This window comes from Pseudorhodobacter wandonensis (assembly GCF_001202035.1).
GTDB lineage: Bacteria > Pseudomonadota > Alphaproteobacteria > Rhodobacterales > Rhodobacteraceae > Pseudorhodobacter > Pseudorhodobacter wandonensis.
Genome location: NZ_LGHT01000040.1, coordinates 1 through 20,404, shown reverse-complemented (window position 1 = coordinate 20,404; position 20,404 = coordinate 1). Strand labels below are relative to the sequence as shown.

The following is a 20,404-nucleotide window of genomic DNA, read 5'->3' as shown; positions in this document are numbered from 1 at the left end:
GCCTATCGTGATTTGTTTGAGAACATCGAGTTCATAAACCCGCTCAGAAGGCCCAAAAGCAGGAGCGGGGGGATCGACAGAAGAATGACTGCGGCGTTCAAGATGCCCCAAGGCACATCCATCCCGACCTGAGACATCTCCGAAGCAACGATTGGCAACGTCTTGGCTTTGCCCGTGGTCAGCATCAAAGCGATAAGGAACTCGTTCCAAATCAGTACAAAGCTAAACGCGATAGCGCCAATGAGCGTCTTCATTGCGACGGGTAGAGCGATCTTGAGGAACACCGCATAGGCGCCATAACCGTCGACACGTGCGGCTTCCTCAATTGCTTTTGGAACTTGCTGAAAAGCCGGTACCGCCAGCCAGATCGTGATGGAGATCGTCAGCAACGAATACGTCGCGATCATTGCCGTCCAGCTGTCATAAAGGCCGAGATTTAGCCAAATCACCATGAGCGGAATAGCGACGGCCACAGGCGGCAGGAACCGCAAGGACAAAACGAAGAACTGGATCTCTTCCGTCCACCGGTTCGGATAACGCGCTACAGCATAGGCAGCAGGTAGTCCTAGGGCGATCCCGATGACCACGGAGGTCAGCGAAATCACGAGCGAGTTTGTCAGTGCCGCCATTACACTGTTGCGGCTAAGCACATAAGCGATGTTGTCAAAGGTCGGTTCAAAGACGAACTTTGGTGTGGTCACCAGAATGTCGGCATTCACTTTGAACGCATTGAGCGCCGTCCAGAAGATTGGGAACAGAACGATAAAGGCCATAAGCGCGAGGAACGCTTTGCCGATGATATGAGAGGCTTTCATGTCCGAACCCTCTTCCAGATGAATGTGAAGATTACGACGGTCAGAACCATCATGATGACTGCCATGCTTGACGCGTATGAGATCTTACCCGCCTCGATGAAGCCTTGTGAAAAAGCGTACATATCCAGCGTTTCGGTTGTGATCCCAGGCCCGCCGCGGGTCATGATGTAGACAAGATCAAAGGACCGGAGCGACTCGATGGCTTTGACGAGCGCCAGACTGACCAGCGGCGCTTTCAACATGGGCCAGGTGATGAAAGCGTGGATTTGCCATGTCTTCGCATAATCCAATCGGGCCGCCTCGAGCGGTTGTGGTGGCAAGGACTCAAGCAGCTTCAGGACGATGACAGCAAAAAAGAAACCCCACTGCCAAAGATCGACGAAAGCAACCGCAAATAGCGCTGTGTCTGGATTGGTCAGGAGATCAAGTGGCTTGCCGGTTATTGCCCGGTAGGGATACGTCACGATGCCGTAGAGCGGGTGAAACGCGAAGCTCCAAACGAAAGCCGCAGAAACACGTGGCAAAAGAACTGGGATGAGAAACACCAAGCACATTAGGTTTCGCGTGCGTGGCTTGAGTGTCTCGAACATGAGGACACCAAGGCCGACTGCGGCAATCATTGTCGACGTTACCGTGATGATTTCCCACTTGAATGACACCCACAGCGCATTCTTGAACCGGCGATCTGAGAAAAGGTCGATGTAGTTCTCAAAGCCAATGTAGCTGCTATTTGGTGAAATCAGCGTCCGGTCTTGAAAAGAGATGTTGATCGCATAGCCAAGCGGAACGAAAGCCAACACCATCAGCACCAGTATCGTCGGCACCAAGAACGTATAGGGTAGTGTCTGACGACTGTTCATGTGTCCTCCCCCGAGTTGTCAGGTTGTTTTCAACTGGCTTAAGCCAGCTTTTTGATTGGATGTGTGCTGAATTATTCAGCTGCCCGGTCGGCGAGCTCGTTTCCGGAGGTATTGACGCCGCCCGGTGGTTTGGGCGGCGCCTGCACCTTGCTGGCAGGGAGGTTACTCTACAAGGTCGTTGGCAAACTCTTCCAGCTCCGCCAGAGCGGCAGGAACGTCGTCTCGGGTGCCTGTGATCAACTCTTCGAGGATGATACCCCACTGACCGCCCAATTCCTGCCAGCGTGCATCTTGCCAGAAGTTCACAGCCGTGACTTCAGCCGTGTCAGCCAAAGCCGCCGGGAGTTCAGTGCCGAAGGTCTCAGCGAACAGGTCGCTTCCGATAACGCTCAGGCGGTTCAACTCACCTGCTTGTCCCGCTTCGAGACGGCGCATTTCGTTCTCTTTGGAAGTTGCCCAAGCGGCCCAAAGACCGGCGCAATCAAGCGCAGCATCATCTGCGTTAGCCCGCGTGCCGATTGCAAAGCCGTGGCCGAAACCACCCCCTGTCAGAGGGGCCGGAGGGCGAGCAAAACCGACCAAATCAGCAACCTGCGACTGTGACTCATCCAGAGTAATGCCGCCAAGCGGAGCAGACTCGATGATCAACGCGATCTGACCGGCCCGGAAAGCGCCGGTGGATTCATCCCAGCTGCCCGTCTGGGTACCTGGGGCCGAATACCGGAAGAGTTCCAAATAGGTTTCCGTCGCCATGATGCCGGCTTCACTGTTCATCGCAGCATTGCCATCGGCGTCAAACCATTCGCCACCCATGCCTTTAAAATAGGGCATCCAGCGCCACACGTTTGCACCCGAGCCGCGCTGCCCGCGCAAGCCGATCCCGTAAATTCCGTTATCTGGGTCGTGCAGCGCTTCGACTGCCGCTTTCAACTCTTCCAGCGTGGTCGGCGGTTCGATGCCAGCGGCCTCAAGCAGGTCTTTGCGATAAACCATCAGGTCGCCACCGCCCAAGATCGGCGCAAAGTAGACTGTGCCGTCGTAGGTCGCCGTTGCGATGCGGCCGGGATCAAAGTCGTTGTAGTCGTACTCCTCAGGATAGTGATCCAAGAGAGGAGCGATCCAGCCGGAGGACGCGAACAGAGCCAGGTTGGCTTCGTCGACGTAGTATACGTTGTAGTTACCGATGGTTGCGGCATCTGCTTGCGATTTTGCTCGACGATCGCCTTCGTTCAAGTAGTCGATCTGAAAAGATGCGCCAGACAGCTCTTCGAACTCGGATGCATACTCTTCCAGAAGTGTCAGACCGTCGCGTGGCTGTGCTAAAATTTGGACGGGTTTGGAACATACAGCATGCCCGTCAGCAACAGCGGCCTGCGGTGTCAGTGTAATTGCCCCAACGCTCAGCGAACCAAGCACCATCGCGCTCGCAGCTGTCGACGTAGCAAGTTTAGAAAATGTGGATTTCATTAGATCCTCCCAGAGCTCTTGTTAACAGCGCATCCTCCAATGCACTTGCACTGAGACTAAGCGGACACTTGCCGTGAAAATACGGCACTAGACATCAACTTTCTATAGTTTAATGATCCTGAGTAGGAGTTGTAGAAAGTAGGCAGGATGGACAAATCACCAGAAGTAGGCGATGAAAATGCCTACTATGAACATATTTCTATCCCAGACGGGTCCAGTTTGCTTTGGAGAACGGATGACTATCCCTGGCGCAGAAATGTATGGAACTACCACCCCGAGATTGAGATTCATCTCATTCGAAAGAGCTCGGGCCTTTGCTATATCGGCGATTACATTGGAAATTTTGAACCTGGCCACCTCGTCATGGTCGGGAGTGATCTGCCTCATAACTGGATCACGCTGCCAGCAGATGGAAAACTCATCCGCAACCGAGATGTTATTTTGCAGTTCCACCCCGGCATTCTTCTGGACGCTCGCAAAAGGATTCCGGAACTGAGCTTACTTCAGTCACTGTTCGCACAGGCAAAGCTCGGACTGGAATTCATGGGAAAGGACGCACAGGTCTGCGCCTCGATTCTGGAGGAGATTGGCCAACACAGTGGTTTGCAGCGCCTTGGGTTGATGATGGAACTACTTGGTAGGATGCTGCAAGCAACAAATGTGCGGACATTGGCGACGCAGCGCTTTGCAACCGGATCCCGGAGCGGGGGCGAAATAGGACTCAGACGTTTGGAAACCGCGCTTGGTTATCTACAGGAAAACTTCTTGGAGAGCCCGAGGATCGAAGAAGTCGCCGACAACGTGGGGATGTCAGAGGCTGCCTTCTCACGGTTCTTCAAAAAGCAGACCGGGAACACCTTCACCGACCATGTCACTATTCTTAAAGTCTGGACTGCCAAGCAGCTTCTCCGCGACAGTGACATGCCTGTGACCGAAATCTGCTTTGAGTCTGGATTTCGAAACGTGTCAAACTTCAATCGCATGTTCTTCAAGGTCGCTGGTATGAAGCCATCTGAATACCGTAAGGCTGCGCGCCAGTTCTCATAGTGCACCTTGATAGCATTTGGGTCGGATAGGTAGAGAGCCTCTTGTTGTTGGTGGCCCGGAAGCTTAAACTGCGCCGGGTTTTCCGGAGGCTGATTGTCGTTAGTTTCGCGGCCATGTCTTCAGTTTCTAGAGCTGCGCAGAAGTTGGTCTCTGTCTCCGCGGGCGGGATATTCCCGATAGGTTCGAGGAAGCGGCGATTGTCGAGCCAGTCCACCCATTCGAGCGTCGCGTATTCGACGGCCTCGAAGCAGCGCCAAGGGCCGCCGCGATGGATGACTTCGGCCTTGTAGAGGCGGTTGATGGTCTCGGCCAAGGCGTTCTCGTAAGTGTCGCCGACACTGCCGACAGAGGGTTCGATGCCAGCTTCTCCCAGCCTCTCGGTGTAGCGAATGGATGATCTTGCCCCCGTATCACCGGACACTCAGGCGGTTGCGGTTTGAGCTGCGATGAACTCGCGTGGTGAGCGCATCTTCAGCCCCGAATGCGGGTGGTTCTCATTGTAGTCTTCGAACCATCCGGCAATCAACCCAAGGACGGTGACGGCGTCTGGCAGCGGTGTGACGTTCCCGTAGTCCCGCTTGAGCGTGTTCACGAATGCCTCGGATATCCCATTGCTCTGCGGGCTCTTCACCGGGGTATAGCAGGGTTTCAGGCCGAGCTGGCGGGCGAAGATGCGGGTGTCCTTGGCGATGTAAAGCGAACCGTTGTCGCTGAGCATCTCGACCTGGTGCGGCGCACGGTGACCGCCAAACCGCGCCTCCACCGCCGCCAGCATTATGTCGCGCACGTCTGATCCGCTGATGCCTGCGTTGGCGACGGCGCACCAATCTATGATCTCGCGGTCGTGGGCATCGATAATGAATGCGCCGCAAACGATGTCACCATTCCAGCATGTGAACTCGAAGCCGTCGGAGCACCATCGCAGGTTCGATCGCATGGTCACGACCTTGCCGTTGTGCGCGCGATCGGACCGTTCGGGGTAGCGACGCGCCAGCAGCAGGTTTTGGGCCTGCATGATCCGGTAGACGCGTTTGTGATTAACAGGCGATGCGCCGGTGGCACGCAACTGCCGGCTCAGGATGGCCGTGATGCGACGATATCCGTAGGTCGGTCGCGCCGCCACCAGCGCGGTGATGAGCCGCACCACCGCCGCGTCTTGCGCTTTATGATAGCGCCGTCGCGGCTTCGCGCATCCCGTCACGCGGGCGTGCAGGTTCGATCTGGAGACGCCCAGAGTTTCGGCCACGATGCTCATCGGGAACCGCCCTTGGGCTGCGACTGCACATGCCACGTCAGTTTTTTTGAGCGCGACTTGTCGAGCACCTCCTCGAGGATCTCGACCTCCAGCGTCTTGCGCCCGAGCTGGCGCTCCAGTTCCCCGGATGCGATCTTCCATCTGCCGGACGGCCCGGTTGCTTGTGACGTCATCACCTCCTGACACGGCCACGGCTCCTCCTTCCAGCATCAGACGCCGCCAACGATACAACAGGTTCGGTGCCACGCCATTACGGCGCGCAACAACCGAGATGCTGGCCCTCTCGTCCAGCATCTCCTCTACGATCCGCAGCTTCTCGGACGACGTCCAGCGACGCCTGCGGCCGCCATCGGTGATGATTTCATAGTCAGACATAAGCACGTGCTTAGGGCTATCCCTAAGCCTCCATGGTTATGCCCGAGTGTCCGGTCGAAACGGGGGCCAGTTCAATGGATAGGTAACCGAACTTATCGGCCCCGCAGATCGCGAACGTGCGCTTGGCTAAGTCTATGCCAAAATTACGTACGTTTTCCATTGTGTTATCCCCCCCCCTATTGCGACCATTTTAGGTCACTCCGGCTCAATTGCGAACCGGCAGGAGGGGCGTCCAATCCATCACCTTACAGGAATCAAATTTGTAACTGGGAGCGCGCTACCCTTAAGTGTGAAACCTACTAAAAAACAACATGTTATCAATTCGGAGTACATGTCATGGGAGCTGTCAAAAAGTGAATTCCAGTGAGGGCACGCCGTCACCATGCAAACTAAAAAAGCCAGAGAAAGGGAAGCCCGGTTGCCGGGCTTGAAAGGATAGAGAGAGCCTCTTCCGGGTCCGGCGTGACAAGGACCCTGATCATGGCCAAGACCTCAACCCGACCGAAACCCGCCACCGCGACGAAAACCGAAGCCGCCGGATCGGCAACACCTGACGGCGCTGCCGACATCCGGATGATACCGCTCGACCAACTGGAACTCAGCCCGCTCAACGTCCGCAAAGTGGCCACAAGTGAGAAGGATGACGCGGAACTCTTCGCAAGTATTCGTGAGACCGGCATCAAGCAAAATCTTGTGGTTCATGCGCTGTCTGAGGCCCGTTTTGCAGTCGATGCCGGCGGTCGCCGCCTCCAGGCGCTGAAGCAACTCGCCAATGACGGTGTCATCCCCGCTGATCACCCGGTGCCCTGCCTCGTGGAGGACGAGCGCAACGCCATTCTCACCTCCGCTACGGAAAACCTCCAGCGCGCGGCAATGCACCCGGCCGACCAGTTCGAAGCTTTTGAGGCGATGATCGCCGAGGGGCGAAGCGAGGAAGAGATCGCGCTGAAATTCGGCGTCTCGGTTGACCTGGTGCGCCGTCGCCTCAAACTCGCCCGTGTCGCGCCCGAGATCATCGAGCAGTTCCGCGCGGGCGATCTGACCCTCGAGTGCGTCATGGCCTTCACGCTGACCGACGACCATGATCGTCAACTGGCGGTCTGGAATGCGGTGAAGGGCGGCTATCATATCCACCCGCAAAGCATCAAACGCCACCTGACCGAGACCGCGCATTCGGCGAACTCGGCCCTCGGGCGCTTTGTCGGCATCGAGGCATACGAGGCGGCGGGCGGGGTTCTGCTGCGCGATCTCTTTGACGACCGCGCTAGCGCCCATATGGAAAACCCCGAACTTCTGGAACGTCTCGCCATCGAGAAACTGCAAACCGCTGCCAAACCCTTCGAGGCGGCGTGGAAATGGGTCGAGGTGCATCTCTCGGTGGATTACGGCGCGTTTCGCAGCTTCGGGCGGGTCTATCCGCAGGACGTTGAGCCTGATCCGGACCTGCTGGCTGAGGAGGAACGCCTCATCGCGCGCGAAGAAGAATTGGCGGCGCAGAATGACGGCAAGGATTGGACCGACGCTGAGACGGAAGAATACTACGCCATTGAGCCGCGGCTGCGCGAAATCGAGGCCCTGCAGCGCGAACGGCAACCTTACGCAGACGAAGATCGCGCTATCGCCGGTGTCGTTCTGACCATCGGTCATGATGGGGTGTTGCGCGTCGAGAAAGGCCTCGTGCGACCGGAGGATATTCCTGCTGCGCCCGAACCTGACGAGACCACCGCAGATGCGGATGGTGCCCCCTCACCTGCCCGCCCACACGTGACGCCGCCGACCTCCTCCACGCCGGTGCCGACCTCCGACCCGGCCGCGACTTTGCGCAAGGCGGATGGGATTTCGGCGAGCTTGGCGGATGATCTGCGGGCCACGCGCCAGCATATTCTGCGGGCGCATCTGGCAGCGGATTTCGAGGTGGCGTTCGATGCGATGCTCTACGCGCTCTGCGAGCAGGTTCTGGGGCGGTCCTACAACAACGAGGCGCTCGATATCTCGATCCGGGCCTTCCAGGCGCAGAACCGCGAGGTGTTGCATGCGGACACTGTCGCCCAGAAGATGCTCGAGGCGCTGGAACGGGGCTTCGCCACCGATTGGATGAAGCTCGAGAAACCCGAGGACTTCCGGGCGATGTCGGCGCTGCCTATTGCCGACAAACAGGCGCTTTTCGCTTGGGCGACGGGTCTCGCGGTCAAGCCGCAACTCTCCTCAGACAATCGCCCATCCCCAATCATCGAGGAGATCGGCGCGCGGCTCGATGTCGATGTGGCGGCCTGCTGGCGCCCGACCGCGCAGAACTACTGGGGGCGGGTAAACAAGGGGCATGCTGTGGCCACTGCGCGCAAGCTGATTGGCGACGACTACGCCGAAGAACGCAATCGCGAGCGCAAGGGCGATATCGGGGCAGCTATGGAACGGGCTTTTGCGGAAACGGCCGGCGAGACGGAAGGTTTCGACGCGGCGACAGCTGCAAAAACGACGCGCTGGTTGCCCGACGGGATGCTGTTTGCCGGTGCGACGGAGGCCGACGCCAAAATGATTGGCGATGCGCCCGAGGCCGAGGAAGGCGACGTGCCCGCCGCAGACGCTCTGGCCGAGGCGGAGAGCGATGAACCATCGTCCTTGCCCGCCTTCCTCAGCGGGGATGCGGCCTGACGAAACGGTCACTGATTTTATCCCGTCGTGAGCCTAGGGCCGTCCTCACATCGAGGGCGGCCCTTTCCGGCCGACGGGTTGCCTACAGCCGATATCGGATCGGCTGGCCCGTCCCGGAGACATCCCATGACCACCACCCTTGACCTCGATCCCGTCCAGGAAGCCGCACGCATCGCCGCCCAGAATGACGCGTTTCGCCGCTCTATCCTCGGCACGACCCCGGTCGCCGATGCCCCGCAGGGCCAGTTCGTGATGACACGCGGCGTCGCGGCGCTTGGGATCGATGCGCAACTGGAATTGACCCGACGTGTCGCCGCCTTCGAGGGGTTCAATGCCGACAGTGATCCGCAGGGATGGCACGAGATGGGCATCATCGACCTCGATGGTACAACCGTCTGGTTCAAACTCGACCTGTATGACGTCGACTACACGTACGGGTCGCCAGAGCCCTCTGATCCCGCGCAGACGCGTCGCGTTCTGACCCTCCTTCTCCCATCGGAATACTGACGCCTCCAATCCCTACTCACCGCCCCGGATCGCCCTTGCACAAAGGGCGGTCCTTTCGGGCTAGCGGGTTCCAAGGGGCGCGATACCGCGCCCGCCCGCCGCAGGAGACCAGAGATGGCCAAGACACTCGACTACCAGATCACCCTCTACCCCGCGCATCGCGATGGCGCCTTCGTTGTTACCCAGTTCCAGATGCTAGGGAGCTACCCGGAAAAGCGTATCCAGGCCGCGGGCATGGATGACCTGATCGAAAAGGTAACGCAGTTCGCGATGGAGCATGGCGAGAGTTGCAGCGCTTCGGTGCGCTGCCTCGCCCCGCGCAAACCACCGGGTTTCAAGCGTGCGACCGAGAACCTCTATTTCAACCTGGTTGACCGGACGGTTGAAAACCGCGGTGACGCTGCAGCCTGAAGCCCGCTTAAGGAAACCACCGGGGCGGCTTCTCGTAACGGTCGACCTCCCCTTCCCTCAATTCCAAAGGACCAAAAACATGACACAAGCGACTGATTTCTATACGCAGATGCTCGACTCCCAGAGACGGGCTGCCGAACAGCGGGTTGAGACCCGCGCGGCGCTTCTCTCCGAGTTGCGCGCCCTAGGCGTAACCGGCATCGAGGTGCAATACGAAGGCTACGGCGATTCCGGCAATGTCGAGGATGTTGTCGTGACCCCTGACACAGTCACCCTGACGGACGAGTTGCGGCGCAGGGTCGAAGACTTCGGCTGGGACTTCGCCTATGCGCTGAGCCCCGGTTTCGAGAACAATGAAGGCGGCTATGGCGAACTGACCTGGGCGCTCGAGGTGGACAAGATCGATGTCAGCCACTCGAACCGCTATATCGTGTCTGAGACCACCGAACACGAGGGGCTCTGATATGGCACATCCCCTCCATCACGCAGAAAGCTCGGCCCGAAAGTTCGGCGGTGTGCCGGATGATTATCAGCATGTGCATGATTGGTTTGACTCATCGAAAGAGCACCTAGGTCTTTTCGTTCACAGAGCCCAGAAACACCATACCTTATCCTGACTCTATGGAAGCGTCTTATTCCTGTGCATGGTGCGGGTTATGCGGAACCTTAGGATTGAGAGATGAGCCAGCCCCGGCCCGCTCTCCATCAAAAGGGCCGTAGGGACGGGGCTGGCGGCGCTTCGGTTTTAGCGCGACTGGAGTCGCGGGCGTCGTTTGCTGGACGCGAACGCCTTTGGAGGATGGATGACGCAGCTTTATTTCACCGACGGATCGGCGCTGCGCGCGCCCGTTTCGGTCGAAGGCGTTCCGGCCGATCTTTCCGTGTCCCTGACGGAGGCCGCTGGCAAGATCGACCTGATGGATGGCATGCCCTTCTTACTGGATCGGGACGGAAGCTACTTGCATGACGTGAACCGGTTCTTTCGCGCCTGTCCGACCATGGGGGTGCGTTCGCGGCACAGTTTGCGCGCCTACGCCCATGACATCTTCGTCTGGATGCGGTTTCTGGAAGAACGGCGTGGTGGAAAGCAGCTTTGGCGTGCCGATTACAACGATGTCATCGCGTTTCACCATGCACGGCGTTTGTCGGATGCACCGTTCCGGATTTCGGCATCCAGTTGGAACAGGGCGATCGCGGCGCTCGACAAACTGTATCGGTGGGCGCTTGAAGAGGGACTGATCGCATCCTCGCCGTTTCGATATGACCTGTCCTTTCGCCATGGTCATGGGCGAGGAACGCCGAAGGTGGTTGAGGGGAACAGGGCGCGGGAACGTGCCGCGCGCCCGCATGACATGCAATTCGTCGATCTCGGGCGCTACCTCGTATTCCGGGATATCGGCCTGAGGGGTAAATTGCCGGACGGGTCCGAGGACCCAGCCTGGCGCGGCCGCAATGGCGAGCGGAATGCCGTTTTCGCGGAACTGCTCGTCACGACAGGCATGCGCCTCGGCGAGGCCGGTAGCCTGATCATAGACGAACTGCCCCGGCTGATCTCCGACAGCCCACGGATACTTCCTTTCGATCTGCCGGCCGTGATCACCAAGGGCGAACGCCCGCGACGCATCCGGTTGCCGCGCCGGGTGCTCAAGCAGATCGGGGATTACGTCGATATCGAGCGCCGGATTGCCGCCGCCAAGGCGCCGCCTCGTCCGGCCGTCCCCTTTGTATTGTCACCCGATGGCCGCAACGCCATTGATGACAGTGGTCGGCGCATCGCGCTGACCAGGCTCCTTGCGCAAGACCGCCAACGGCTGCTGCGATCGCCTGATGGGATGCCTGAACACGCATCGCTCTGGCTCACGGAACGCGGCCAGCCCGTGTCGTCGGGTACTTGGGAGGTAGCGTTTCGTAGGGCAAGCCAGCGGTGCCAGGCCTTCGGCCTCAATATCATCGTCACACCGCACATGTTGCGGCACACCTTTGCGGTCAACATGTTGTCGATGCTGATCCGCGAACAGGTGGGCAGGATCTTCAACCCGACCGATGCGCACGGTGCTGCCTATCGGCAGATGCTTGGCGATCCGCTCCGCCATCTCCAGCACCTCCTCGGCCACGCGAACATCGCTAGCACCTACATCTATCTCGACAGCCTTGCCGAGGCGCAGGAACTCGTCGATGCGGCGGCGGATCGCTGGACCGACGAACTCATGGCGGAGGATCGATGACCGGCAGAGCCCGCGTCTCACAGCCCCGCCCAGGGCGACGCGCGAGTTTTCCTGACAATCTTTCCGATCCCGGTCCCGCGGCCGCCATTGCCATCACCGCCCGCCGTTTCGAGATTGCCTTGGCCGGACAGACTGCGACGATGGACCTGACGCGTTTGCCGGGTCGCAATTCGCTTGCACGGGCCTTCACGCTGGCACTCTGGCAGGCATGTCAGGTCGGTGGCCCTGCCGGCACCGTCCGCACCGCCATGTCATTGGCCGAAGCCATCCATCGGTTCTGGCGCTATCTCGATGCGACAGACTCATCCGTACAGGCGCTTGCCGAGATTGATGTTGCTACCATCGAAGGCTTCGACGCCTGGATGGATGAGCGCGGGCAGCATCCCAACCATCGCCGCCACCAGATGGGAGATGTAGTGATGCTGCTGCGGTTGGCGGATGCGGGCGAACCAGGCCGCCTTTCCGAAGAGGCTTCCCGCCGATTATTCTATGTCAGTACGCGCCCGGGTGTTCCACCGCGCCCGCGCGATGCCTACAGCGACAGTGTCCGGGTGGCCTTGAAGGTGGCCGCACGTGCCGATGTTGCAGCGATCATGCAGCGATTCCGTCCGGCGCTTGAACAGGAGTGCGAGACACGCATCGACCGGCTGGAGATGGACGCCTTCGCGGAGATCGACCGTGTCGGTTTCATTACCGTCAAGAACGACCTTTTTCGTCAACTCTACGGGGCACGGAACTATGCAGGGATTTCGAATGAGGGGCTGAGCGACAGGATGCATGGCACGCGGCATCTGCTTCTTGGCGATCTGATTGCCCTTTTTGTTTTGCTGTCGCTGGAGACCGGTCTCGAGATCGAAGCGATCAAGACCCTGCGTGCCGACTGCCTCAAGAACCCGTCCAGCGGATATGTCGAGATCGAGTATTGCAAGCGCCGCGCCCGTCATGCCGAGTGGAAGCGGCTGCGGGTTCGGGACGGAGGGTCAGGCACCCCGGGCGGCCTCCTGCGCCTCGCAATTCAGTGGACCGCAACGGCGCGCGGTCATCTCAAGAGCGAGCAGCTTTTCACGTTTTACTGCCGCGGGCGCCTGACCGATGTCGTTCTGCCGATGCAATCCGCTAGAAAGGTCTGGGTCAAACATCACGGGTTGCAGGATGATTACGGGAAGCCGTTGAAGCTCTGCCTCTCGCGTTTGCGCAAGACCCACAAGGCTGCGTGGTATCGCAAGACCGGCGGTCAGCTGCGCCGGTTTGCGGTTGGACATACCGTCGAGGTTGCTGCGAACCACTATGGGGACATTCCCGCCTTGCGGCCGATACACGAAGCTACCATCGCCGAGGCGCTGATGGACGCTGTCGAAGATGCGTTGCAGCCTACCGTGTTGACCCCGGAGGCCGAGGTCGAAGTCTTGGCAGCTCCGTCTTCGGCTCAGCCCGGTTTTCCGGAGGGCTTGGCGACCGATGTTCCGGCATTGCTGGCAGGCGAACAGGATGTATGGCTGGCAAGCTGTTCCGGCTTCTACAGCAGCCCGTTCGCCACGTCGGGAGAGGCCTGCCCGGTGCCGTTCTGGGGCTGCCTCGAATGCCGCAACGGCGTCATCACCACTCGCAAGCTTCCCGCGCTGATGGCGTTTCTGGATTTCGTGGTGGACCAGCGCAAGGTTTTGTCCGAAGCAGATTGGCAGGCGAAGTTCGGGCGGGTCCACCACAGGATCTCTGCGCAGATATTGCCGCAATTCTCTGAGCCCGATTTAGCCGCCGCGCGTGCCCTCACGGCCAGTCAATCGGCACAGATCTACCTTCCCCCGGAGGCGGGTCTCGCATGAGAGCAAATCCAGACTGCACGACCGCAAGGCCATCGCTGCCATCGGCAATCCATCCCGACGACACCGACATCCTCGCAGGCAGACCGCTCAGACCGGGATCGGAGCGGTCGATGCTGTCCCGCTTCGGCGACGATGTCTGGGATCTCAGTCCAGCGATGTTTCGCGCCAACGCGCGTCCGGCAGCGTTTCGCGTGGACTTCGGCGCCATCGAAGACCCCGCGCTTCGACGGCTCGCCAAGGAGTATATGCTTGCCCGCCTTCAGGCGCCTCTGCGCAGCTACCGGGGCCCTTGCGGCCCCTCGACCGCCAAGGGCACATTGCTGTTCCTGCGCCATTTCGGAGAGTTCCTGCACGATCGTATCGGTTCCGTCGAACTGGCGCGCGTCGACCAGCAAGTGCTGGACGCGTATCTGGCGCATCTGGGGGCAGACGGCGCACGTTCATCGCAACAGATCCGCCTCTATGTCGATGTCCCCATCGACCTCCATCATTTTGGGCCATGGGTGACCGGGGGCGGCATTCCCTTCCTGCCCTGGGGTGGGCGCACGGCAAGCAATGTCAGCGGTCGGAGCCGGACGAGCTCGGAGAACACCACGCCGCGCATCCCCGAACCGGTCATCGGCGCACTGCTCCACTGGTCGATGCGATACGTCGATGTCTTCGCTCCGGATATCCTCGCGGCGCGCGAAGAGCTGGATCGCCTTAAAGCCCGCGCTGCCCAGATTATTGCCGAGGATGCGCGCCAGACCCGCCACGAACGGTTTCGCTACCGTCTTCGCACCTGGCTCGAGGCCCGTCGGGCGGAAGGGCGGGGCGTGCCACTCTGGGAGCGCCGTCCAAACACCACCCGCGGTGTCCCCGATGTTAGGGAAGGCAACGCGTATAATTTCAGGCTGATGTGCCTTCAGATCGGCTGTCCTCAAACGGGGAACCTCAGTAGTTCCACCGCGACCGTGAGGATGCTGGACCAGATGGCGGGTGAGATGGGAACCGAGGTCGGCGGAATGGATACCCCGATCACCCTCGATCCCGATACCGGCCTGCCCTGGCGGGAGCGTTTCGACACGGACAGCCTGCCACATGAAGAGCAGATGCTGCAGGCGGCCTGCTACATCGTCTGCGCGTATCTGACGGGGATGCGCGACAGCGAGTTGCAGGACATGGAGCCGGGCTGCGTTTCGGTTGAACGCAGTGCTGACAACCTGATCGAGCGCTATCGGGTACGCAGCAACGTCTATAAGCACCGCGAGGCGGCGGGTGTTTCCGCCGATTGGATCACTATCGCGCCGGTCGCCCGAGCGGTCGATGCTTTGGAAGTCCTGTCACGGCGCGCACGCGGCGAGCGCGACCTGAGATCTCTTTGGGTCTCGTTGAAGCCTTGGGACTGGACGGCGGATTACCTTGCCGCGCAGGCGTCGCCGATCATCAAGATGTTCCGCGACGGTCTGGATGCAAAGGTCGCAAACCCGCCCGCAATTCCACATGTCGACGGACGCCCCTGGCATTTCAGCACCCGCCAGTTCCGGCGCACCATCGCATGGTACATCGCGAACCGCCCTTTCGGCGTGATTGCCGGAAAGATCCAGTACAAGCATGCCTCCGTGGCGATGTTCGAGGGCTATGCCGGTGCGCCGCACGGAGATTTTCGCCGGGCGGTCGAGCAGGAACGCGCCCTTGGCCAATTGGACGATGTGGTCGCCTATTATGAGGCCTACCTGCAGGGTGACGAGCCCGGCGGACCGGCTTCGTCCCGTCTCAAGCAGGAGTTCGACCACGTCCGGGACACCCTCGGTGATCTGCCCGGGCGCATCCTCGACCAGAAACGCCTTCGAACGATGCTGGCGCATCTTGGAAAGACGCTGCATGTCGGATTTCTGAACGATTGCTTCTTTGAGCCCGCCAGCGCCCTCTGCCTGCGGCCCGACGACAAGCCGGAGGCCCCGGTGATTTCGCGTTGCAGCCCTGACCGCTGCCCCAATTCCTGCCTGACCACGCGCCATGTCGCGCCCTGGCGGACCTCGATCGAGGAGGGCGAGCGCCTCCTGCAGGGCAACACCCTGTCGGCATTTCAGAAGGTCGCAATCGCGCAGGACAATGATCGAAAGCGCGGACTGATCGCGCACTTGGAGGACCCAAAGCTATGACATGGCCCGTCAGTCAGAAGACCGAAGACGCCTTGCGCGCCGCCATGAAGCGGCTGCTCGAAGGAGCCTCAGAGCATACCGACGGGCGCCTCAGTGTCGCCAATCTCGCGTGCGAGGCCGGCGTCAGCCGCGCCACAGCCAACCGGGCCACTGCCGTTCTTGCGGAATTTCGTGCGGCAGAGGCGCGGTTCCGGTCGGGATCAGTCGCAGGATTGAAAGCCCGTATCCGTGAACTCGAAGCCGAGCTGAGGGCCGCCCGCGGCGGCGAACTGGCAGAGCTGCGCGCGACCGTCAAAACCCTAGCGCAACAAATCCAGGTACTCGCGCTGAAGGGTGAAGAACAACGCCGCCTGATTGCGGTTCTTGAAGCACAGATCGCGCGGGCCGACCCGAAAGTCCTGCCGTTCAGTCCGCCGTCCCAGGGCGGCATCTGAAGTCATGATCAGGGAGAGGAAGAGGTGAGCTGGGTGGGGGTGAAACAGGGATAAGATAGAGAGGGAGCCCCCATGAATTGTCTCATCGATGCCACTCAGGAAAACCCCAATGATCGCAGGGTGTTTTCCTTAAGAGACAGCTTGACTGTCCAGATAACATGCCGTCGGTATCTTCGAGGCCCAACGGATTTTTGGACACAGTCTGACCAACAGCGCGGGCCGGGCCGTCCCGATCCGCTGGATCGGCGAGCAGCATGTGCGCGAAGACTGCCAGGGGCGCATCCCATCGCTGGCGGACTGGCTTGGGCGAATTCAGCCGGAGCCGTGGATGGCCAATGGCCGGATCGACAACGATCCGACGCAGATCGGCAGCGATCCGCGCGCGGTCTGGATCGAGGCGGTCTCCAATCGCCAAACCATTCTTGGTTTCGAGGATTGGCTTCTCAAGGTCTCGGTCGAGCACATCCAACATCGCAAGAACCGCGCCGCCGCTTGATCCGCCAGGCGGCAAACGCACCAACCACCAGATCCCATCCACTTCGACCCGCCTGCGCCACAACCGGCTCGGCGGGTCGATTGCGTTTCTAGAAAGGACATCGATATGAACGACCCTGTCTATGAGGAGACCTACAAGGGCCACGTCATCACGATCTACCACGACCCCGATGCTGAAAGCCCGCGGGAGTGGTCCAACCTCGGCACGCTGATCTGCTGGCATCGGCGCTATCGTCTGGGCGACAGCCACCCCTTCGACAGCCCCGAGGTGTTCCTGCGCGATCTTGCCGATGTTTCGGATCACAGTGATCTCTCGCTGGAACAGTTGCGCGACCGTGCGGAGCGTAAGGCGGTCATTCTGCCCGTGTTTCTCTATGACCATTCCGGTCTCGCGATGAACACCATCGGGTTCCACTGCCCGTGGGATTCCGCTCAGGTCGGCTTCGTATACGTGACGCTTGAAGCGGTCCGGGAGGGGCTCGGTGCGAAACGCGTCACCAAGGCGCTGCGCGAAAAGGCAGCCGAGATCCTGTGCGGCGAAATTGTCAGCTACGACGCCTATCTCGACGGGCGGGTCTATGGCTATGTGATTGAGCAGGACGGCGAAGAGGTCGACTCCTGTTGGGGGTTCGTCGGCGACTATGAGACCGACTGTTTGCCGGAGGCGCGACGTGCGGTGCCTGCTCCTGCGCCAAAACAGCCGCCCAATGCCGATCTGGGTCAAGCCCACCTATAGGCGAATTGGCCTGCTAAGGCGGCGAGACTCGCGCGCGGTACTGCCGGCATCACGCCTCCCGCAATGCTGCAATGCAGAAATCTCATGGCTCAGCTGTTGTGCGCCTGCAGCATTGCCTCTATCTTAAGTCTTGTGATTGGTTCTCTCCTCCTCCCTAAACCGATCCAAGCTAAACGGCGGCATCCACCTCCTCCCGGATGCCGCCTTTTTCTTTTCTGGCGGTTCCACTATCGGTGAATTGGGACACCTAAGCGGTCCACACTCTGAGGTACCAACAGGTTTTAGAACTCGGTTATGTTCGATGTCCTGCTACAGGTCTCTCGAACAGCAACAGAGGATCCCTACCTGAGACTGGCTTGTAATACGGCGCTCATCGTCTGCGGTGCCCGCCCGAGGATACGTGACAGTGTAGGATCGACCGTTGAGAATTCACCCGCCCGCGCCGCGCGGTAGTAGCCCAACATAACGGCGATTGAGCCTTCCGGGACACCGGAGGCCCGCGCATTTGCTTGCAGGACATCTTCGCTGATCAAAACGCGTTCGACAGGCCTGCCCATTATCTGACCCGCGCGCTCCGCCAGCTCGGCAAGGTCGAGCGCTTCAGCCCCGGTCAACGGCGGCGTCGGGCCGTCAATCACCTCCTGCCCCGCGAGCAAGGCTGCATCCACCGCAGCGAGATCGTCATGGGTCGTCCACGCGACTTTCCCATCTTGCGGGGCAGCCAATCGCCCCGCTTTCAAGCCCTTGGCATTCATCATCACAGCACTCGCCGCGTAAAAACCGTGGCGCAAGGCCGTCCATGACGTCCCCGATGTCGCGAGCATCGCTTCCGTTGCCGCATGATCGCGACCCGGAGGGAAATGCGAGTCCGGCGAACTGGACACCTGACTGGTGTAAAATATGCGCTCCACCCCAATGTCGCGGGCCACGTCGATGGCCGTCGCGTGTTGTGCCAAAGGATTCCCCCCGCTCGCTGCAGCGTTCGAAGACACGAGAAGCAAGTGTTCGGCCCCGTCCCAAGCGTGGCGCAAACTCTCTGGATCGTTATAATCGCCTTGGCGTACGCGCACACCAAGCGCCGTGAATGCCTCGGCTTTTGCGGTGTCGCGGACACTGACCCCGATGCGCTCGGCGGCGACGTGATGCAGCAGATTTTCAACAATTTTGCGGCCAAGCTGGCCCGTTGCCCCGGTTACGATCAACATAGCTTTGTCCTTTCCATTCCTGTCCGCCGGTCCCTCATGTCGGCCGGCGCCGGTTACATCAGGATCATTCACTGTTCTTTCTGTCTTTGATAATCTGCCAAATGTCGAATAGCCTGTTCTCCATGAAGAACGATATATCCCAAGACGATCTGATCGTGTTTCTGACGGTCCTTGAGGAGGGTGGCTTTCGAGCGGCGGCGCGGCGTCTCGGGGTTGCGCCGTCGAACGTCAGCACCACGGTGGCGCGGATCGAGATACAGCTCGGTGTCCCGCTCCTGTTGCGCACGACGCGCAGCATGAGAGCGACGGACCAAGGGCGCGCATTGGCGGAACGGATCGCGCCACTCATGGCCGAAGTGCGCGCCGCTTGTGCTGAAACTGCAGGGTCGGCGGGCCATGTGAGTGGCCGGTTGAAAATCAATGCGCCGGGTGCAGTCATGCCCGACATCCTGCCGCCTATTCTGGCCGCATTTCAGCATCGACACCCGGCTGTTGTGGTCGAGATTGTCGTGGACAACGGCATGGTCGATATCGTTGCGTCTGATTGCGATGCGGGAATTCGCTACGGCGCATCGCTTGAAAAGGACATGATCTCCATCCCCATTGGACCGCGCCGCCAGCAGATTGCGCTTGCCGCCTCGCCCGCCTATGTGGAGGCACATGGTTTCACAGAAACTCCTGCCCAACTGACCACGCATGATGCGATACGATACCGCCTGCCGGGTGGGCCTCTGCTCCCGTGGACATTGCAAAACGGAGGTCAGGCCATCACGGTCGAGCCTGTCACACGCTTGGTCCTCAGCGTGAATGCCCTGAACTCCGGATTGAGTTATGCGCGGGCGGGGATGGGGATCATCGCCATGTTCCGCAATTGGCTCGAGGACGATTTTCGCGCACAGACGCTTGTGCCGATCCTGAACGACCACTGGCAGCCTCTGGATGGGCCAAGGCTCTACTACCCCAACCGGTTTACATCCAACGCATTACGGACATTCATTGAGACCTGCCAGAGTAAGGCCTCTTGGGTTGAATAAGGTTACAAATTACCAATGAGAATTGTAAGCGGTCGCTGGGCAGCACGTTCAACTGTAAGCGGTCGCTGGGCAGCACGTTCAACTCAGCTTGACGGCCTGAAGTTCCATGGCAGCAGATCGTCGATGCGGCTTTGAGGATGGCCATTGGCGATCGCGGTCAGGGTTGCCTTCAAGTAGGCGAAGGGCTCGATGCCATTGATCTTGCAGGTTTCGATCAGGGAGGCGATGCGGCCCCAGGCGATTCCGCCTTCGTCATGGCCCGCGAAGAGTGCGTTTTTACGATTGAGGGCGATGGGGCGGATCAGGTTTTCAACCCTGTTGGAGTCGATCTCGACGCGGCCGTCGGTCAGGAATGTTTGCAACCCGTCCCAATGGTTATGGATGTAGGTCAGCTTTTCGCCCAGCCGGGATTTGGCGGAGATCTTGCGGCGTTGTGCCTGCAGCCAGTCACCGAAGGCCGCCACCAATGGCGCAGCTCGGGATTGTCGGGCAGAGAGACGCTGACCGGGCGAGATGCCACGGATGTCGGCCTCGACGGCGTAGAACTCGGCGATGCGACGCAGACCTTCGGCCGCGATCTCTGATCCGTCGCGGTCAAATACTTCCTTGAGCTTACGCCGCGCATGCGCCCAGCAATGCGCCACCCGAATGGGCACGCCGCCCTTGCGCGAGGGTTTGGTCAGCCGATTGTAGCCAGTATAGCCGGCGATTTGCAGGATGCCATTGAAGCCTGTGAGGAAATTTTCGGCATTCTCCCCCGCCCGACCGGGGGCGTAAAAGTAGACTACGCCAGGCGGGTCATCGCCGCCCCAGCGCCTATCATCGCTGGCCAGCGCCCAGAGATATCCAGTTTTTGTCGTGCCGCGCCCCGGGTCCAGCACCGGGGCTGTCGTCTCATCCATGAACAGTTTTGATGAGC

At 60.0% G+C, this 20,404-nt stretch carries 18 protein-coding genes and 2 pseudogenes; 13 read left to right on the top strand and 7 right to left on the bottom strand.

The features are described from left to right. Positions 1 to 2: 2 nt before the first annotated feature. The 3 genes from AKU79_RS13180 to AKU79_RS13170 form a co-directional block, all read right to left on the bottom strand. Complete coding sequence (locus AKU79_RS13180) at positions 3 to 815, bottom strand: carbohydrate ABC transporter permease (RefSeq protein WP_050524058.1); 813 nt, start codon at positions 813 to 815, stop codon at positions 3 to 5. Beyond that, positions 812 to 1,675, bottom strand: a complete 864-nt coding sequence (locus tag AKU79_RS13175) for a carbohydrate ABC transporter permease (RefSeq protein WP_050524057.1) — start codon at positions 1,673 to 1,675, stop codon at positions 812 to 814. Before AKU79_RS13175 ends, AKU79_RS13180 begins: the two co-directional genes overlap by 4 nt. A 162-nt stretch (positions 1,676 to 1,837) precedes the next feature. Beyond that, positions 1,838 to 3,142: an extracellular solute-binding protein gene (locus tag AKU79_RS13170; protein WP_231580183.1), complete on the bottom strand. Its 1,305-nt coding sequence runs from the start codon at positions 3,140 to 3,142 to the stop codon at positions 1,838 to 1,840. 147 nt (positions 3,143 to 3,289) lie between these two features. Here AKU79_RS13170 and AKU79_RS13165 point away from each other — a divergent pair, with 147 nt between their 5' ends. Further along, positions 3,290 to 4,189: an AraC family transcriptional regulator gene (locus tag AKU79_RS13165; protein WP_050524055.1), complete on the top strand. Its 900-nt coding sequence runs from the start codon at positions 3,290 to 3,292 to the stop codon at positions 4,187 to 4,189. Here the strand turns inward: AKU79_RS13165 and AKU79_RS19780 are convergent. Together AKU79_RS19780 and AKU79_RS13160 are read right to left on the bottom strand one after the other, a co-directional pair. Continuing rightward, positions 4,131 to 4,583: pseudogene (locus AKU79_RS19780) on the bottom strand (hypothetical protein); the annotation flags it as partial. The gene AKU79_RS13165 and the pseudogene AKU79_RS19780 sit on opposite strands and share 59 nt — an antisense overlap. 27 nt (positions 4,584 to 4,610) lie before the next feature. Further along, positions 4,611 to 5,738, bottom strand: a complete 1,128-nt coding sequence (locus tag AKU79_RS13160; protein WP_231580186.1) for an IS3 family transposase — start codon at positions 5,736 to 5,738, stop codon at positions 4,611 to 4,613. A 561-nt stretch (positions 5,739 to 6,299) separates the two neighbouring features. On the opposite strand from AKU79_RS13160, the gene AKU79_RS13150 reads away from it, so the two are divergent. The 11 genes and pseudogenes from AKU79_RS13150 to AKU79_RS13105 all read left to right on the top strand — a co-directional run bounded on the left by AKU79_RS13150 (position 6,300) and on the right by AKU79_RS13105 (position 17,246). Further along, the gene (locus AKU79_RS13150) at positions 6,300 to 8,471 is read left to right on the top strand and encodes a ParB/RepB/Spo0J family partition protein (RefSeq protein WP_050524053.1); all 2,172 of its coding nucleotides are present in this window, start codon (positions 6,300 to 6,302) and stop codon (positions 8,469 to 8,471) included. Between the two features lie 126 nt (positions 8,472 to 8,597). Beyond that, positions 8,598 to 8,978, top strand: coding sequence for a DUF3768 domain-containing protein (locus tag AKU79_RS13145; RefSeq protein ID WP_050524052.1), 381 nt, complete (start codon positions 8,598 to 8,600; stop codon positions 8,976 to 8,978). 114 nt (positions 8,979 to 9,092) lie between these two features. Further along, positions 9,093 to 9,389: a hypothetical protein gene (locus AKU79_RS13140; RefSeq protein WP_050524051.1), complete on the top strand. Its 297-nt coding sequence runs from the start codon at positions 9,093 to 9,095 to the stop codon at positions 9,387 to 9,389. 79 nt (positions 9,390 to 9,468) lie between these two features. Beyond that, the gene (locus AKU79_RS13135) at positions 9,469 to 9,852 is read left to right on the top strand and encodes a DUF6878 family protein (RefSeq protein WP_050524084.1); all 384 of its coding nucleotides are present in this window, start codon (positions 9,469 to 9,471) and stop codon (positions 9,850 to 9,852) included. A gap of 1 nt (position 9,853) precedes the next feature. After that, positions 9,854 to 9,997: pseudogene (locus tag AKU79_RS20025) on the top strand (DUF6915 family protein); the annotation flags it as partial. Between the two features lie 195 nt (positions 9,998 to 10,192). After that, positions 10,193 to 11,614 carry a tyrosine-type recombinase/integrase gene (locus AKU79_RS13130; protein ID WP_050524050.1) on the top strand — a complete coding sequence of 474 codons (1,422 nt, stop codon included), beginning with the start codon at positions 10,193 to 10,195 and terminating at the stop codon, positions 11,612 to 11,614. Continuing rightward, entirely contained in the window at positions 11,611 to 13,437 is a 1,827-nt protein-coding gene (locus AKU79_RS13125; protein WP_047998106.1) for a hypothetical protein, read from the top strand. The genes AKU79_RS13130 and AKU79_RS13125 overlap by 4 nt, the downstream gene beginning before the upstream one ends. Positions 13,438 to 13,547: 110 nt before the next feature. Beyond that, the gene (locus AKU79_RS13120) at positions 13,548 to 15,581 is read left to right on the top strand and encodes a site-specific integrase (protein WP_231580182.1); all 2,034 of its coding nucleotides are present in this window, start codon (positions 13,548 to 13,550) and stop codon (positions 15,579 to 15,581) included. After that, complete coding sequence (locus AKU79_RS13115; protein WP_047997895.1) at positions 15,578 to 16,015, top strand: hypothetical protein; 438 nt, start codon at positions 15,578 to 15,580, stop codon at positions 16,013 to 16,015. Before AKU79_RS13120 ends, AKU79_RS13115 begins: the two co-directional genes overlap by 4 nt. Before the next feature lie 169 nt (positions 16,016 to 16,184). Further along, positions 16,185 to 16,511, top strand: a complete 327-nt coding sequence (locus AKU79_RS13110) for a DUF6915 family protein (protein ID WP_408002843.1) — start codon at positions 16,185 to 16,187, stop codon at positions 16,509 to 16,511. Positions 16,512 to 16,616: 105 nt separating this feature from the next. After that, the gene (locus tag AKU79_RS13105; protein WP_050524048.1) at positions 16,617 to 17,246 is read left to right on the top strand and encodes a hypothetical protein; all 630 of its coding nucleotides are present in this window, start codon (positions 16,617 to 16,619) and stop codon (positions 17,244 to 17,246) included. Between the two features lie 341 nt (positions 17,247 to 17,587). Here the strand turns inward: AKU79_RS13105 and AKU79_RS13100 are convergent, their stop codons facing one another. Next, positions 17,588 to 18,451 (bottom strand): NmrA family NAD(P)-binding protein, encoded by an 864-nt coding sequence (locus AKU79_RS13100; protein ID WP_050524047.1) that lies wholly within the window; start codon positions 18,449 to 18,451, stop codon positions 17,588 to 17,590. Positions 18,452 to 18,573: 122 nt separating this feature from the next. On the opposite strand from AKU79_RS13100, the gene AKU79_RS13095 reads away from it, so the two are divergent. Then, positions 18,574 to 19,485 (top strand): LysR family transcriptional regulator, encoded by a 912-nt coding sequence (locus AKU79_RS13095; protein ID WP_050524046.1) that lies wholly within the window; start codon positions 18,574 to 18,576, stop codon positions 19,483 to 19,485. Positions 19,486 to 19,568: 83 nt separating this feature from the next. Here AKU79_RS13095 and tnpC read toward each other — a convergent pair. Further along, a partial coding sequence (gene tnpC, locus AKU79_RS13090; RefSeq protein ID WP_156209747.1) for an IS66 family transposase occupies positions 19,569 to 20,404 on the bottom strand: 836 nt, incomplete at its 5' end.

Bases quoted from the DNA above. Each gene is read 5' to 3' on its own strand.
- AKU79_RS13180 (WP_050524058.1), bottom strand. From the start codon at position 815: ATGAAAGCCTCTCATATCATCGGCAAAGCGTTCCTCGCGCTTATGGCC.
- AKU79_RS13175 (WP_050524057.1), bottom strand. From the start codon at position 1,675: ATGAACAGTCGTCAGACACTACCCTATACGTTCTTGGTGCCGACGATA.
- AKU79_RS13170 (WP_231580183.1), bottom strand. From the start codon at position 3,142: ATGAAATCCACATTTTCTAAACTTGCTACGTCGACAGCTGCGAGCGCG.
- AKU79_RS13165 (WP_050524055.1), top strand. From the start codon at position 3,290: ATGGACAAATCACCAGAAGTAGGCGATGAAAATGCCTACTATGAACAT.
- AKU79_RS13160 (WP_231580186.1), bottom strand. From the start codon at position 5,738: ATGCTGGACGAGAGGGCCAGCATCTCGGTTGTTGCGCGCCGTAATGGC.
- AKU79_RS13150 (WP_050524053.1), top strand. From the start codon at position 6,300: ATGGCCAAGACCTCAACCCGACCGAAACCCGCCACCGCGACGAAAACC.
- AKU79_RS13145 (WP_050524052.1), top strand. From the start codon at position 8,598: ATGACCACCACCCTTGACCTCGATCCCGTCCAGGAAGCCGCACGCATC.
- AKU79_RS13140 (WP_050524051.1), top strand. From the start codon at position 9,093: ATGGCCAAGACACTCGACTACCAGATCACCCTCTACCCCGCGCATCGC.
- AKU79_RS13135 (WP_050524084.1), top strand. From the start codon at position 9,469: ATGACACAAGCGACTGATTTCTATACGCAGATGCTCGACTCCCAGAGA.
- AKU79_RS13130 (WP_050524050.1), top strand. From the start codon at position 10,193: ATGACGCAGCTTTATTTCACCGACGGATCGGCGCTGCGCGCGCCCGTT.
- AKU79_RS13125 (WP_047998106.1), top strand. From the start codon at position 11,611: ATGACCGGCAGAGCCCGCGTCTCACAGCCCCGCCCAGGGCGACGCGCG.
- AKU79_RS13120 (WP_231580182.1), top strand. From the start codon at position 13,548: ATGCTGTCCCGCTTCGGCGACGATGTCTGGGATCTCAGTCCAGCGATG.
- AKU79_RS13115 (WP_047997895.1), top strand. From the start codon at position 15,578: ATGACATGGCCCGTCAGTCAGAAGACCGAAGACGCCTTGCGCGCCGCC.
- AKU79_RS13105 (WP_050524048.1), top strand. From the start codon at position 16,617: ATGAACGACCCTGTCTATGAGGAGACCTACAAGGGCCACGTCATCACG.
- AKU79_RS13100 (WP_050524047.1), bottom strand. From the start codon at position 18,451: ATGTTGATCGTAACCGGGGCAACGGGCCAGCTTGGCCGCAAAATTGTT.
- AKU79_RS13095 (WP_050524046.1), top strand. From the start codon at position 18,574: ATGAAGAACGATATATCCCAAGACGATCTGATCGTGTTTCTGACGGTC.